The organism is Aeromonas sp. 95A (assembly GCF_051919235.1).
Taxonomy (GTDB): Bacteria; Pseudomonadota; Gammaproteobacteria; order Enterobacterales; family Aeromonadaceae; genus Aeromonas; species Aeromonas veronii.
Genome location: NZ_JBQBFC010000001.1, coordinates 3,034,424 through 3,049,590, shown reverse-complemented (window position 1 = coordinate 3,049,590; position 15,167 = coordinate 3,034,424). Strand labels below are relative to the sequence as shown.

The following is a 15,167-nucleotide window of genomic DNA, read 5'->3' as shown; positions in this document are numbered from 1 at the left end:
CGAACATGCTGTGGTGATGACTTGTACGGCGCTGCGGCGCTGGCGGATCAGCAGGTCAGAAAAAATCAGTGGCTGGCCACCAGCACCCCCTTGAGCAGGGCGATGGCGGGCTGATTGTCGGCAGCGGCCAGCAGCAGCTGCTTCTGTTCAGGGGGGATCGGCAGCACCTCCAGCCAGCGCTGGGCCACCCAGTTGCCATCGTCCCAGCAGGGGGCGGGATAGAGGGCGGCATAGTCGGGATAGTCGGCAAACACCTCTCGCAATGCCTCGACCAGCGGTTGCTGATCGGGATGGAGCCGGCGGGGCAGCCAGGCCGTCAGCGGCGTCACCTCGCCGATGCGCAGGCCGTCTGGCTCCTGCCACAGATCCTCTATCTGCACCCGCTCCATCCCCTGCACCGTGATCCCCAGCATGCCGTCCGGCAGCCGGTCGAAATCGATGATGGTGACCCGGGTGGCGATGGGCAGCATGTTGCGCAGGGCGTCGGGCTGACGAGGGTCCACCATGCAGAGGGCAAAGCCGGACTCCCCCGCCTCGGCGATCATCCGCTGGTATCTCGGTTCGAAGATCCGCAGCGGCATGACGCCGCCGGGCAGCAGGTGGGCAGATAGGGGAAACAGCGCCAGTCGCATCGCAAACTCCTCGGTTGGGAACCTCTTTTGATACGCCGGGCCAGAGGGAGGAGATCATTCCCGTCATCGGAAAGGAAAAACCCTTAACAATCAGGGGAAAATAGCCTGGACAAGCCGCTTTGATATGCAGTAGAAATGGATAAGCACCGTAATTTCCGCCCAATATTCTGGAATATGGCGCCAAACGCAGTGAAATATCCGCCCGACAGCGAGCGGCGGGTCATCCCTATAGTTTTCTCGGGCCGATGCGGGTAAAATTCACGCCCTTATATATCAGTCATTTTTCGACGCGCAACCTTGGTGGTCAGTTATGAAAGAGCATATTCATCATCTACTTGAACAAACGGTAGCCAATCTCAAGTCAGCAGGCGTCCTGCCGGCGGACCTGGAAGCCCGCGTGCAAGTAGACCGATGCAAGGAAAAAGCTCACGGCGACCTGGCTACCAACCTGGCCATGCTGCTGGCCAAACCGGCCCGCAAGAATCCCCGTGAGCTGGCAGCGGCCATCATCGAGCACCTGCCTGCCTCCGACCTGATCGCCAAGGTCGAGATCGCCGGCCCCGGCTTCATCAACTTCTTCTTCGACCAGCACTGGCTGGCCGGTCAGGTCGAGGCCATGGTGACCTCTGCCAACGCCAACGTACGGTTGCCCGCGCCACAAACCGTGGTGGTGGACTACTCTGCCCCCAACGTGGCCAAAGAGATGGCGGTGCACCACATCCGCTCCACCGTACTCGGTGACGTGGCTGCGCGCGCGCTGGAATTCCTCGGCCACAAAGTGATCCGTGCCAACCACATCGGTGACTGGGGTACCCAGTTCGGCATGCTGATCGCCTATCTGGAGAAGATGTCCAACGAACACGCCAGTGACATGGCGCTCAAGGATCTGGAAGCCTTCTACACCCAGGCCAAGCGTTGCTACGACGAAGACGAAGCCTTCGCCGAGCGCGCCCGTAATTACGTGGTCAAGCTGCAGGGCGGCGATGAGTACTGCCGTACCATGTGGAAGAAGCTGGTCGACATGACCATGGAACAGAACCAGATCAACTATGACCGCCTGAATGTCTCACTGACCAACAAGGACATCATGGGCGAGTCCATGTACAACGACATGCTGCCGGAGATCGTTGCCGACCTGAAAGCCAAGGGGCTGGCGGTCGAGAGCGAAGGCGCCACCGTTGTCTTCCTGGACGAGTTCAAGAACAAGGATGGCGAGGCCATGGGCGTCATCATCCAGAAGAGCGATGGCGGTTTCCTCTACACCACCACCGACATCGCCTGTGCCAAATACCGTTATGAAACCCTGGGTGCCGACCGTGTCATGTACTTCATCGACTCCCGTCAGCACCAGCACCTGATGCAGGCCTGGACCATCACCCGCAAGGCGGGCTATGTGCCGGAATCCGTACCGCTCGAGCACCACGCTTTCGGCATGATGCTGGGCAAGGATGGTCGTCCCTACAAGACCCGTTCCGGTGGCACCGTCAAGCTGGTTGACCTGCTGAACGAGGCCGAAGAGCGCGCCGCCGCCCTGCTGGAGAGCCGCAACAGCGACCTCTCTGCCGAAGAGAAGGCCAACGTGGTCAACGCCATCGCCATGGGCGCGGTCAAGTATGCGGATCTCTCCAAGAACCGTACTACCGACTACATCTTCGACTGGGATCTGATGCTCTCCTTTGAAGGCAACACTGCCCCTTACCTGCAGTACGCCTACACCCGTATCCAGTCCATCTTCCGCAAGGCCAACATCGATGCCGAAACGCTGACCGGCAACGTGACCCTGAACGAAGAGGCCGAAGAGGTGCTGGCCCAGAAGCTGATCCAGTTCTCCGACGCGGTTAACGGCGTGGCCGAAAAAGGCATGCCGCACCTGCTCTGTACCTACCTGTACGAGTTGTCCGGCAACTTCATGACCTTCTATGAAGCCTGCCCGATCAACAAGGATGGCGTGGACGAAGCGACCCGTCAGAGCCGTCTGCTGCTGTGCGCCGCCACCGCCAAGGTGCTGAAGCTGGGCCTCGGCGTACTGGGCATCCATACCCTGGAGCGCATGTAATAGATGGCAACCCGGGATTATGTCGGCAGCCGCCCGCGACGTCGGGCGGGTGGCCGCAATACCAAGAAAGCGGCCCCTCGCCGCTTTCCTGTTATTCCAGTGCTGCTGGTCGTGGCACTGCTGGCAGGCTTTGGTGGCTTCCTTTACATGATCAATGGCAAGGGCAACGACGCCCCCACCATTGAGGAGCAGGTAAAGGCCAACAAGCCAAAAGCGCAGAATAACGGGCTGCCTCAGGAGAAGTGGAGCTACATCGAACGGCTTGAGAACAAGCAGGTCGATATCATAGAGCCGCCGACCCAGCCGGGTGTGCTGCCGCCACCACCGGCAGATACCATGACCCTGCAACCGGAAAAACTGCCACAGCCGGTGCCGACCGACATTCCCCAACCGGGAACGCCCATCGGCCAGCCCAAGCCCTATCAGCCCAATCCGGCGACCACCCCTTCCACCTCCGGAGCACCGGTTGCCAGCGCGCAAGAGCAGGTGATCGACCGCAAGGCAGAGCGGGAACGGATGGAGCGGGAGATCCGTGCCGAGCTGGAACGGGAGCGCGCCGAAGCGGCCAAGGCCAAAGCGGCCACCCCGCCAGCCCAGACCGCAGCCGCCGACAGCGGTCGCTATATGATGCAGTGCGCCGCCCTGCGCTCGCAGGATTCCGCAGAGTCGCTCAAGGCGCGTATCGCCTTCACCGCCGGCCTCTCTTCCAGCCTGCAGGTGATCAATGGCGCCAACGGCACCGTCTACAAGGTGATGGTGGGCCCCTTCAACGGCAAGGCGGCCGCCGACGCGGCCAACAGCAAGCTGCAGAGCTCCGGCATCAGCGGCTGCATTCCCAAGAAAGGGTAATCCGCTTACCGATGACGCAGGGCCGGGTGGCAACACCCGGCCCTGTTCTTTTGGTGTCACTTCTTTTGGTGTCACTCGCACCCACGCTCTTTACTACCCCGTTTATCCCGACCAAGGGCAGGGTTGAAAAGCCCGTTTGCCATCCCCATCTTTCTTGCCATGCACAGTCAGGCCGTCATTCGGCTCAAGCGAGGTAAGTAAAGTGACTACCATAGTTTCAGTTCGCCGCAACGGTCAGGTCGTCATCGGTGGCGATGGCCAGGTCTCTCTTGGCAACACCGTCATGAAGGGCAACGCCCGCAAGGTTCATCGTCTCTACAACGGCAAGGTGCTGGCCGGTTTCGCTGGCGGTACCGCCGACGCATTCACCCTACTCGAACGTTTCGAAGCAAAACTGCAGGCCCATCAGGGTAATCTGGAGCGCGCCGCCGTGGCGCTGGCCAAAGATTGGCGCACCGATCGCGCCCTGCGCCGCCTCGAAGCGCTGCTGGCCGTGGCCGACGAACACAAATCCTTCATCATCACCGGCAACGGTGACGTGGTGCAGCCGGAGCACGATCTCATCGCCATCGGCAGCGGTGGCAACTTCGCCCAGTCCGCCGCCATCGCGCTGCTGGAAAACACCGAGCTGGATGCCAGGACCATTGTCGAGAAGTCCCTCAAGATTGCGGGCGACATCTGCGTCTTCACCAACGGCAACCACACCATCGAAGTGCTGGACTACGCCGCCAAATAAGGCCGCCAGCCAAACCCAATTTCCCAAGGGGTGGGCACTGCCCGCCCCGGATACAGGAACACCATCATGTCCGAGATGACCCCGAGAGAAATCGTCCACGAGCTGGACAGACACATCATTGGTCAGGCCGATGCCAAGCGCGCCGTTGCCGTTGCCCTGCGCAACCGCTGGCGCCGGATGCAGCTCAACGAAGAGATGCGCCATGAAGTGACCCCGAAAAACATCCTGATGATCGGCCCGACCGGTGTCGGCAAGACCGAGATTGCCCGTCGTCTGGCCAAGCTGGCCAACGCCCCCTTCATCAAGGTGGAAGCGACCAAGTTCACCGAAGTGGGCTATGTCGGCAAGGAAGTGGACAGCATCATCCGCGATCTGACCGATGCCGCCATCAAGCTGGTGCGCGAAACCGAGATGGAGAAGATGAAATACCGCGCCGAGGAAGCCGCCGAAGAGCGCATCCTCGACGCCCTGCTGCCCAACCCGCGCAACACCTGGGGTGAGGAAGAGAAAGCCGACAACTCCAACACCCGCCAGATCTTCCGCAAGAAACTGCGGGAAGGTCAGCTGGATGACAAGGAGATCGAGCTGGAGCTCTCCGCCTCCCCGATGGGCGTCGAAATCATGACCCCACCGGGCATGGAAGAGATGGCCAACCAGCTGCAGGGACTGTTCCAGAATCTGGGCCAGAACCAGAAGAAGAAGCGCAAGATCAAGGTCAAAGAGGCCATGAAGGCGCTGATCGAAGAGGAAGCAGCCCGTCTGGTCAATCCGGAAGAGCTGAAGCAGAAAGCGATCGCAGCGGTCGAGAACAACGGCATCGTCTTCCTCGACGAGATCGACAAGATCTGCAAGCGCGGCGAGAGCTCGGGCCCCGATGTCTCCCGTGAAGGGGTACAACGCGACCTGCTGCCGCTGGTCGAGGGCTGCACCGTCAACACCAAGCACGGCATGGTCAAGACCGATCACATACTGTTTGTCGCCTCCGGCGCCTTCCAGATCGCCAAGCCGTCAGATCTCATCCCCGAGCTGCAGGGCCGTCTGCCGATCCGGGTCGAGCTGACAGCCCTGACCACAGATGACTTCGAGCGGATTCTGACCGAACCGAACGCCTCCCTGACCGATCAGTACAAGGCGCTGATGGCCACCGAAGGGGTCAACATCGAGTTCACCAAGGATGGCATCCGCCGTCTGGCCGAAGCGGCCTGGCAGGTTAACGAGCGTACCGAGAACATCGGGGCCCGCCGTCTGCACACCGTGATGGAGCGCCTGATGGAAGATATCTCCTACGACGCCTCCGAGAAGTCCGGCGAGACCTTTGTCATCGACACCGACTACGTCAACGCCCACCTCGGTGCGCTTGTCGAGGATGAGGATCTGAGCCGCTTTATTCTGTAAGCGCAGTTCTGTTTGTAAAAAAACGCCTCCAGAAATGGGGGCGTTTTGCATTTTAAGCCCCTAACCACCCTCTCCAGTCATTGACGAGACTGTCAACTAAAGCACTGATATTATTGGTTTTCCTATCTAATGGAGCATGCCAATGACTGAACGTGAACCGGATATTGTGACAGTGAATGGTCGTCAGATTGATTTCATTGAGATCCATGAGGACGACCCCCTTGTGCCACTTATTTTGAGCAGATCACAGGGTGGCGGAGTAATCCAACTCGGAGGCTCAGGACAAAAAATTCGCCTGAGCATCAATCCAGGCAGCAGCGATTGGCAATGGCTTGACTCAATATCTCGGCAAAGAAGATACAGCTTGGATTTTGAATCTGCTTGCATCGCTACATTAAGAAAAAAGATCGGTAAACGTGGTTCTATTGTCGGCAATACCCACGACACTTGGTATCTCGAGTTTCCTGACTGGGACACCAGCCAATAAGCGACATCATGGACGCCTCCCTATGTGGAGGCGTCCTTTTCATCTCCGCTGAAATTCGCTCAAAAAAAGATCTGTCTACTTCTGTGCAATTGATTTATACATACGTATAAATCAGATCACAATCTGTGCAACAGGAACCAGAAAGATGAATCCAACCCGGCAGAAACTGCTCGATACCGGCCTCGCCATCGCCACCGAGAAGGGGCTGCGCGGCCTGACGGTGCGCGAGCTGGCGGCGGCGGCAGAGGTGAACCTCGGCTCCTTCGTCTACCACTTCGGCAACCGCGACGCCTTTATCGACGAGCTGGTCGAGCTCTGGTATGCCCCCCTCTATGACGAGCTCAAGGCGGTGGCAGCCAAAGGCTCCTACCCCTCTGCCATTGCCATGTTCGAGGCCACCATGGAGGCGCTGATCGGGCTGGTGGCACGCCAGCGCGGCTTTATCAACCACCTGTTTGGCGATGCGCTGGCGGGTGAAGGGGCGGCCCAGCGCTTTCTGCTCAGCCTGCCGCGCCGCCATCCCCTGCTGCTGATCGAGCAGGTACGGATGGCACAGGCGGAAGGGTCGCTGGTCGCGGGTCACCCGCTCCAGCTGATGATCTTCATCATGGGGTCGGTCGGCCTGCCGCTGGTGATCGCTGGCAGCGGTCGTCAGCTCGGCTGGCTGCCTGAACAGGCCGCCCCCTTTATCAGCCAGATAGACAACCCCGAGGCCGCCAGACAGCGGCTGGTATGGGCCCTGCGCGGCCTGCGCCCCACCAATATGAAAGAAGGAAAAGCAGCATGAAACAATGCATCGCGATGGTAGCTCTGCTGCTGGCCGTTCTCAGTGGTGACCTCTGGTTGCAGAGCCATCCTCAAGGAGAAGTGGTATGAAGCAACGCATTGCAATCGTGGCCCTGCTGCTAACCGTTATCGGTGGCTACCTCTGGTGGCAGGGGCGACCCGCCGACGGCTCCATCCTCTACGGCAACGTCGATATTCGCGACGTCAATCTGGCCTTTCGGGTCAGCGGACGCGTCGATCAGGTGCTGGTCGATGAGGGGGATAGGGTAAAAGCCGGTCAACTGCTGGCCCGCCTCGATCCGGTTCCCCTCACCCATAGCCGCGACAGCGCCCGCGCCAATCTGGCTGCGCTCACGGCCGCCAACACCTTGATCCACAAAGGCTATCGCAGCGAAGAGACCGACCGCGCCCGGGCCGCACTGGCCGCCGCCGAAGCCGCTGCGCTGGAGGCCGACCAGCAGTGGCGCCGCCAGAGCGCATTGGCAGCCACCGGCGCCATCTCCCGCGGTCAGCTCGATACCGCCCGCTCCCAGCGGGATCAGACCCGGGCGCAGGTACGCTCCGCCCGCGAACAGCTCGCCCAGCTCGAAACCGGCTACCGCCCGGAGGAAATCGCCCAGTCCGATGCCCAGCTGGAAGGGGCCAAAGCGGCGCTCGCCAGTGCCGAACTGGCGCTGGCGGATGCCAGCCTGACCGCCCCCAGCGACGGCATCATCATCAGCCGCGCCATCGAGAATGGCAGCATGGTGCAAAGCGGAGCGACCGCCTTCAACCTCTCCCTGACCGCGCCGGTCTGGGTGCGCGCCTATGTGGAGGAGCCCTGGCTCGGCCACTTCCCGAGCGGAGCCAAGGTGACCCTTACCACCGACTCGCGGTCGGATCAGCCCTATCACGGGGTGGTGGGCTTTGTCTCACCGACCGCCGAGTTCACCCCGAAATCGGTGGAGACGCCGGATCTGCGCACCCACCTCGTCTATCGGCTGCGCATCGTGGTGCAGGATCCCGACCCGGCCCTGCGCCAAGGGATGCCGGTCACCGTCAGGCTGGCGCCATGAGCTGCGCCATCTCCCTTGAGGGGCTCACCAAACGCTTTGGCGAGCGGGTCGCCCTCAACGCCATCTCCGCCACCATTCCGGCTGGCGGCATCACCGGGCTGGTCGGCCCCGACGGCGCGGGCAAGAGCACCCTGCTGCGCCTGCTGGCCGGTCTGCTGATCCCCGAAGCGGGCACCATCCGGGTGCTGGGGCTGGATCCGGTGAGCGAGGGGGATCTGCTGCGCCAGCGCCTCGGCTACATGCCCCAGCAGTTCGGCCTCTACGAGGATCTCAGCGTGCTGGAGAACCTCACCCTCTACGCTGACCTGCGCGGCGTACTGGAGCCCGAACGCACGCCCACCTTCGCGCGGCTGCTCGCCTTCACCGATCTCGCCCGCTTCACAGCACGACCGGCAGGCAAGCTCTCTGGCGGGATGAAGCAGAAACTCGGTCTGGCCTGCGCCCTGCTCGGCACCCCGGATGTGCTGCTGCTCGACGAACCGGGGGTCGGGGTCGATCCCATCTCCCGCCGCGCCCTCTGGCAGATGGTGCGGGAGCTGGCCAAGGGGGGGATGACGGTGCTCTGGAGTACCGCCTATCTCGACGAGGCAGAGCTGTGCGACCACGTGCTGCTGATGGCAGATGGCGAGGTGCGCACCAGCGGCACGCCAGCCGATCTGATGGGGGCCATGGCCAGCCGCTGCTGGCTGCTGGAGGCGGGGCAACTGGATGGCCGCGAGCGACGCGCCCTGCTGCGCCGGGCACTGGCTCACCCGGCAGTGATGGATGGCGCTGTGGCGGGGGAGCGGGTTCGCCTGCTGCTGCACCCGGGCATGACGCCCCCGCCGCTGGCGGAGCTGCAATTGACCAACGGCGCCTTTCAACCGGCTCAGCCCCGGCTGGAGGATGCCTTTATCGACCTGCTCGGCGGCGGCCCCGGCGGGGAGTCGAGTCTGGCGGCCGGGATGCGGGAAGCCGAACTGCCGCAGGGGGTCTCCCCCGAGGCGGTGATCGAGGCGCGCCACCTCACCAAGCGGTTCGGCGATTTTGCCGCCACCGATGATGTCAGCTTTGCGGTACGCCGCGGCGAGATCTTCGGCCTGCTCGGCCCCAACGGGGCGGGCAAGTCCACCACCTTCAAGATGGAGTGCGGCCTGCTGCGCCCGAGCGAGGGACAGGCGCTGGTGACCGGCATCGATCTGGCCCATAGCCCCTCAGCGGCGCGCCAGCGCCTCGGCTACATGGCGCAGAAGTTCTCCCTCTACAAGCAGCTCACCGTGGCCCAGAATCTCTCCTTCTTCGCTGGTATCTACGGCCTGTTTGGCCGCCACCAGCAGACGCGGATCGACGCCATGGTGGCCGCTTTTGCCCTCACCCCCTGGCTCGATCAGAAGGCGGAATCCCTGCCGCTCGGCCTGCGCCAGCGCTTGTCGCTGGCCTGCGCCCTGCTGCACGAACCGCCGCTGCTGTTTCTCGACGAGCCCACATCCGGGGTCGATCCGGTAACCCGGCGCGAGTTCTGGTCGCACATCAACGCGCTGGCCGACCACGGCGTCACCGTGCTGGTCACCACCCACTTTATGGATGAGGCGGAGTATTGCGACCGCATCGCCCTCATCTATCGCGGCAAGCTGCTGGCGCTCGGCACCCCGGACGATCTCAAGGGGCTGGCCGCCAAAGAGGCGGCGACCTCTTTGCCAACCGGCTCCTTGCCGACCTGTTCTTTGCCAACAATGGAAGAGGCCTTTATCACTCTGGTCGAGCGGGCCAGCGAGGAGGACGCATGAGCATCAACCGTCGGCGACTGCTGGCCCTCTGCCGCAAGGAGACGCTGCAAATCGTCCGTGACCCGAGCAGCATCCTCATCGCCTTCATCATGCCGGTGGTACTGCTGGTAGTGATGGGTTACGCCATCAATCTGGATGTGGACCATTTGCGCCTCGGCATCTGGCGTACCGACAGCGGCGCCCCGGCGGTGCGGCTGGAGCAGGCCCTGCGCGGCTCTACCGCGCTGGAGATCCACAGCGGCCCGAGCAAGGAGTCCCTGCTCGCCAGTCTGGCCCGTGGCGAGATCCGCGGCCTGCTGGTGATCGATGACGACTTCTCCCGCACTATGGCCGGTCAGGGCAATGGCACGCCGCAGGCACTGCTGCTGACCGACAGCTCCGAGCCCAACACCGCCAACTTCGTCACCAACTATGTGCAGGGGATCTGGCAGGGATGGCTCGCTGGCGAGGGGGTCGCCATGCAGGTGTCGATAGAGAGCCGCGCCTGGTTCAATCCGGCGCTGGTGAGCCGCAACTTTCTGGTGCCGGGCTCCATTGCGGTGGTGATGACCATCATAGGCGCCCTGCTCACCTCGCTGGTGGTGGCGCGGGAGTGGGAGCGCGGCACCATGGAGGCGCTGCTCGCCACCCCGGTCACCAAGGGGGAGCTGCTGCTCTCCAAGCTGTTGCCCTACTATGGCCTTGGCATCATCGCCATGCTGCTCTGCCTGCTCTTCTCGGTGGCGGTGATGGGCGTGCCATGGCGCGGCTCCCTACTGCTGCTCTTTCTGGTCACCAGCGTCTTTCTCGGCAGCGCCCTCGGGCTCGGGCTGTTTCTCTCCACCGTGATGCGCAGCCAGTTCAACGCCGCGCAGGCGGCGCTGATCGCCGCGTTTCTGCCCGCGGTGATGCTGTCGGGTTTCGTGTTCGAGATCGCCAGCATGCCACCGCTGCTGCGGGCCATCACCCACCTCATTCCGGCCCGTTACTTCGCAAGCTCCTTGCAAACCCTCTATCAGGCGGGCAGCGTCTTCTCGATCCTGCTGGTCAACGGTTTCTGTCTGCTGCTGCTGGCGGGTTTCTGGCTGGCCCTGACCGCCCGCAAGACGCGGCGCACTCTGGAGTAACCCATGCTGATCCGACTCTGGTGGCTGATCCGAAAAGAGCTGCAGGCCCTGATGGGCAATACCCAGGGGCGCTTTCTGCTCATCATGCCGGTGCTGCTGCAAACCGCCCTCTTCCCGTTCGCCGCCACCCTGGAGGTGACCGGCAACACGCTGGCCATCTACAACCAGGATGGCGGTGCCCAGAGCCGCGAGCTGCTGGAGCGCCTCACCCATATGCCCGCCTTTACCACCATAATCCCGGTGCAGGGCGAGGCGGGCATGACCGAGGCCATCACCGGGCAGCAGGCACTGCTCGGGCTGATTATTCCGGGGGATTTCTCGCGTCGGCTGGCGCGGGGCGAACCGGCCAAGGTGCGGCTGATTATCGATGGCCGTCGCTCCAACGGCGGTCAGGTGGCGGCGGGCTACATCAGTCAGGTGATCGCCCGCTGGCAAAGTGAGGGCAAGGGGCAACCCGAGCTGGCGGTACGTAACCTCTACAACCCCAACGTCGAGTTCCACTGGCATATCCTGCCTGCACTGGTAGCTATCATCACCACCACCGGCTGCCTGATTGTCACCGCCCTCTCGGTCGCACGGGAACGGGAAGAGGGCACCTTCGATCAGCTGCTGGTCTCCCCCCTCACCGCGGGCTGGATCATGGCGGGCAAGGTGGTGCCCGGCATCATGGTGGCGGTGGGACAAGGGTGCATAGTCGCGCTGGCCGCCCGTTTTGTCTTTCACCTCCCCTTTGCCGGCAGCCTCAGCCTGCTGATGGCGGGCATGGTCTGCTACGGGCTGGCACTGGCCGGGATCGGGCTCTTCATCTCGTCGTTCTGCTCGACCCAGCAGCAGGCCTTTCTCGGGGTCTTCTCCTTCACCGTACCGGCGGTGATCCTCTCGGGCTACATCTCGCCGGTGGAGAACATGCCGCAGGTGTTCCAGTGGCTGGCGGCCATCGACCCCCTCACCCACTTCATCGTGCTGCTCAAGGGGGTCTTCCTCAAGGGGTTCGACTGGTCGGCCTCCTGGCCCCTGCTCTGGCCACTGCTCGCCATCGCCGGCGTCACCCTGTCGCTGGCGTTCTCCATGTTCCGCCGCCATATCGCCTGACACGCCGCCTTGCTCGGCTGATGCCGGTCTCGCCCAGTGCGAGATCGGCTTTTTCCGCCAGAAGTTTTCACTCCCCGGCTTTTGCTAAAGCGCTCTTGCTCTCCACCATCCCTCACCCAAAGCCAGTACAGGAATCATCAACTGGTATACCTATTTTTGTATATCTTTGAATTTTATCGAATTACCCCTGACGAGATATATAAATAGACACTTGATTTGCATCAATTGCCCGCCCCGACTGACTGGGTAGCCTAGCCCCAGAATGATGTTTTATTACTCCAAACTAGAGGCAATCATGAGCAAAGTCAGACTGGTCGTTGTGGGCAACGGCATGGTGGGGCACCGCTTCATCGAAGAGTTGATCGAGCGGGCCGAGCCGGGCCGCTACGAGATCACCGTCTTCGGTGCAGAACCCCGTCCCGCCTACGATCGCGTCCACCTCTCCTCCTACTTCTCCCATCACACCAGCGAAGATCTCTCCCTCGTCAAACCCGGCTTCTACGACAAGCATGGCATCCGCCTGCTGCTCGGCGAAGCGGTGAAAAAAATCGACAGGGCCACCCGCGAAGTGCACTCCAACAAGGGCACTGTGGTCGGGTACGACAAGCTGGTGCTGGCCACCGGCTCCTACCCCTGGGTGCCGCCCATTGCGGGCAGTCAGCACCACGAGTGCTTCGTCTATCGCACCATCGAGGATCTGAAAGCCATCCGCAGCGCCGCCAGGAGTGGCAAGAGCGGGGTGGTGATCGGGGGCGGCCTGCTTGGCCTCGAAGCCGCCGGCGCCCTCAAGGCACTGGGCCTCGAGACCCACGTGGTGGAATTTGCTCCGGTACTGATGGCCGAGCAGCTCGACGGTCAGGGCGGCCAGCTGCTGCGCCGCAAGATTGAATCCATGGGCGTGCAGGTACACACCAGCAAGAGCACCAGCGAGATCCTGATGCATGGCGGCGAGCAGGCGAAACACCGCCTCGCCTTTGCCGATGGCAGCCAGCTGGAAGTGGATGTGGTGGTCTTCTCCACCGGCATTCGCCCGCAAGATACCTTGGGCCGCTACGGTGATCTCGCCATCGCCGAGCGCGGCGGCATCGTCATCGACGATCACTGCCTCACCTCCGACCCCGACATCTACGCCATCGGCGAGTGCGCCGCCTGGCAGGGCCGCTTCTTCGGGCTGGTTGCGCCGGGCTACAAGATGGCCCAGATCACCGTCGACCACCTGCTCGGCGACGACAGCCGCTTCGAGGGGGCGGACATGAGCGCCAAGCTCAAGCTGCTCGGCGTCTCCGTCGGCTCCATCGGCGATGCCCATGGTCGCACCCCGGGCAGCCACAGCTATGTGTTTCAGGACGATCAGGCCGGCGTCTATAAGAAGATCGTGGTGAGCGAAGACAACAGCCGATTGCTCGGCGCCGTGCTGGTGGGTGATGTGGAAGATTACGGCAACCTGCTGCAGATGATGCTCAACGCCCTGCCGCTACCGAGCCACCCGGATACCCTGATCCTGCCCGCCTACGCCGGCGCCAAGCCGACCCTGGGAGTGGATGCCCTGCCGGAAAGCGCCCAGATCTGCTCCTGCTTCGACGTCTCCAAAGGCGACATCGCTCAGGCGGTGGCCGAAGGTCACACCACCCTTGCCGCCATCAAGCAGCACACCAAGGCCGGTACCGGCTGCGGCGGCTGCGTGCCGCTCATCAGTCAGGTGCTCAACGCCGAGCTGGTGAAGCAGGGGATCGAGGTCAACAACCACCTCTGCGCCCACTTCCCCCACTCCCGTCAGGAGCTGTTCCATCTGGTCAAGGTGGAGGGGATCAAGAGCTTCGACGAGCTGCTGGCCAAACACGGTCAGGGCTATGGCTGCGAAGTGTGCAAACCGACCGTCGGCTCCATCCTCGCCTCCTGCTGGAACGAGCATGTGCTGAGCCCGCGCAACATCCCGTTGCAGGACACCAACGATATCTTCCTCGGCAACATGCAGAAGGACGGCAGCTACTCCGTCATCCCGCGCATGGCCGGTGGCGAAGTGACTCCGGAGGGGCTGCTGGCGGTGGCCGAAGTGGCCCGCGACTACAAGCTCTACACCAAGATCACCGGCGCCCAGCGCATCGGCCTGTTCGGGGCCCAGAAGGATGATCTGCCTGCCATTTGGCGCAAGCTGCTGGCGGCGGGTTTCGAGACCGGTCAGGCCTACGCCAAGGCACTGCGCATGGCCAAAACCTGCGTCGGCAGCACCTGGTGCCGCTTCGGCGTGCAGGACAGCGTTGGCCTCGGGGTCTTCCTCGAGAACCGCTACAAGGGGATTCGCACCCCGCACAAGATGAAGTTCGGCGTCTCCGGCTGCACCCGCGAATGTGCGGAAGCCCAGGGCAAGGATGTCGGCATCATCGCCACCGATGCGGGTTGGAACCTCTATGTGGGCGGCAACGGCGGCATGAAGCCGCGCCACGCCGATCTGCTGGCGTCTGACCTCGACCGCGAGACCCTCATCAAGCTGATCGACCGCTTTATGATGTTCTACGTCACCAGCGCCGACAAACTGCAGCGCACCTCGGTCTGGCTCGGCAATCTGGAAGGGGGCGTCGACTACCTGCGCGAGGTGATCGTCGACGACAAGCTGGGGCTGGCCGAGACGCTGGAGCGCGATATCCAGACCCTGATCGACAGCTACGAGTGCGAATGGTCGCGCACCCTCAACGAAGAGGAGGCACTCAAGCGATTCAGCCACTTCATCAACAGCGACAAGCGCGACCCGGACGTTCAGTTCGTTGCCGAGCGCGACCAGCACCGACCGGCGACCCCGGCCGAGCGCATCCCCGTCTACCAGATCGAGGTGGAAACCAAATGATGAAACTTGCCTGCCAACTCAACGACATCCTGCCGGGAACCGGCGTCTGTGCACTCATTGAAGGTCGCCAGATCGCCCTGTTCCGCCCGAGCGCGGCCGCCGAGGTGTTCGCCATCGACAACCGGGATCCCTTCTTCGCCGCCAACGTGCTGTCGCGGGGCCTGATCTGCGAACACGACGGCGAGCTCTGGGTCGCCAGCCCGCTCAAGAAGCAGCGCTTTCGCCTGAGCGATGGTCACTGCTTCGACAACCCTACGATGTCGGTGCAGAGCTATCCCGTTGAAGTACGCGGCCAGCAGGTCTGGGTCGCTGTCTAAAGCCAAATTCACTCTCTTTCGGGCTGCCTGTGGGCAGCCCTTTCAAGG

General features: G+C 62.6%; 13 protein-coding genes. 12 read left to right on the top strand and 1 reads right to left on the bottom strand.

The window, feature by feature from the left end:
• Positions 1 to 65: 65 nt before the first annotated feature.
• Positions 66 to 632 carry an LON peptidase substrate-binding domain-containing protein gene (locus ACTG2U_RS13790; protein ID WP_439974624.1) on the bottom strand — a complete coding sequence of 189 codons (567 nt, stop codon included), beginning with the start codon at positions 630 to 632 and terminating at the stop codon, positions 66 to 68.
• Between the two features lie 310 nt (positions 633 to 942).
• Here ACTG2U_RS13790 and argS point away from each other — a divergent pair, with 310 nt between their 5' ends.
• From argS to nirD, 12 genes are all read left to right on the top strand, one after another.
• Entirely contained in the window at positions 943 to 2,688 is a 1,746-nt protein-coding gene (gene argS, locus ACTG2U_RS13785) for an arginine--tRNA ligase (protein ID WP_439974623.1), read from the top strand.
• Positions 2,689 to 2,691: 3 nt separating this feature from the next.
• Positions 2,692 to 3,537, top strand: coding sequence for an SPOR domain-containing protein (locus ACTG2U_RS13780; protein ID WP_005340771.1), 846 nt, complete (start codon positions 2,692 to 2,694; stop codon positions 3,535 to 3,537).
• 202 nt (positions 3,538 to 3,739) lie between these two features.
• Positions 3,740 to 4,273 (top strand): ATP-dependent protease subunit HslV, encoded by a 534-nt coding sequence (gene hslV / locus ACTG2U_RS13775; protein ID WP_005342555.1) that lies wholly within the window; start codon positions 3,740 to 3,742, stop codon positions 4,271 to 4,273.
• A 66-nt stretch (positions 4,274 to 4,339) separates the two neighbouring features.
• Positions 4,340 to 5,668, top strand: a complete 1,329-nt coding sequence (gene hslU, locus ACTG2U_RS13770) for an HslU--HslV peptidase ATPase subunit (protein ID WP_005340773.1) — start codon at positions 4,340 to 4,342, stop codon at positions 5,666 to 5,668.
• 142 nt (positions 5,669 to 5,810) lie between these two features.
• A complete protein-coding gene (locus tag ACTG2U_RS13765) occupies positions 5,811 to 6,155 on the top strand; it encodes a hypothetical protein (RefSeq protein ID WP_236269093.1) in 345 nt (114 codons plus the stop codon).
• 145 nt (positions 6,156 to 6,300) lie between these two features.
• Positions 6,301 to 6,942, top strand: coding sequence for a TetR/AcrR family transcriptional regulator (locus ACTG2U_RS13760; protein ID WP_439974622.1), 642 nt, complete (start codon positions 6,301 to 6,303; stop codon positions 6,940 to 6,942).
• 85 nt (positions 6,943 to 7,027) lie between these two features.
• Complete coding sequence (gene hlyD, locus ACTG2U_RS13755; RefSeq protein WP_439974621.1) at positions 7,028 to 7,996, top strand: secretion protein HlyD; 969 nt, start codon at positions 7,028 to 7,030, stop codon at positions 7,994 to 7,996.
• The gene (locus ACTG2U_RS13750; RefSeq protein WP_439974620.1) at positions 7,993 to 9,762 is read left to right on the top strand and encodes an ATP-binding cassette domain-containing protein; all 1,770 of its coding nucleotides are present in this window, start codon (positions 7,993 to 7,995) and stop codon (positions 9,760 to 9,762) included. The genes hlyD and ACTG2U_RS13750 overlap by 4 nt, the downstream gene beginning before the upstream one ends.
• Complete coding sequence (locus ACTG2U_RS13745; RefSeq protein WP_439974619.1) at positions 9,759 to 10,868, top strand: ABC transporter permease; 1,110 nt, start codon at positions 9,759 to 9,761, stop codon at positions 10,866 to 10,868. The genes ACTG2U_RS13750 and ACTG2U_RS13745 overlap by 4 nt, the downstream gene beginning before the upstream one ends.
• Positions 10,869 to 10,871: 3 nt before the next feature.
• Positions 10,872 to 11,960 carry an ABC transporter permease gene (locus tag ACTG2U_RS13740; RefSeq protein ID WP_439974618.1) on the top strand — a complete coding sequence of 363 codons (1,089 nt, stop codon included), beginning with the start codon at positions 10,872 to 10,874 and terminating at the stop codon, positions 11,958 to 11,960.
• 295 nt (positions 11,961 to 12,255) lie between these two features.
• Positions 12,256 to 14,802, top strand: a complete 2,547-nt coding sequence (gene nirB, locus ACTG2U_RS13735) for a nitrite reductase large subunit NirB (protein ID WP_439974617.1) — start codon at positions 12,256 to 12,258, stop codon at positions 14,800 to 14,802.
• Positions 14,802 to 15,119, top strand: coding sequence for a nitrite reductase small subunit NirD (gene nirD, locus ACTG2U_RS13730; protein WP_257687618.1), 318 nt, complete (start codon positions 14,802 to 14,804; stop codon positions 15,117 to 15,119). The genes nirB and nirD overlap by 1 nt, the downstream gene beginning before the upstream one ends.
• The last annotated feature ends 48 nt before the right edge of the window (positions 15,120 to 15,167 follow it).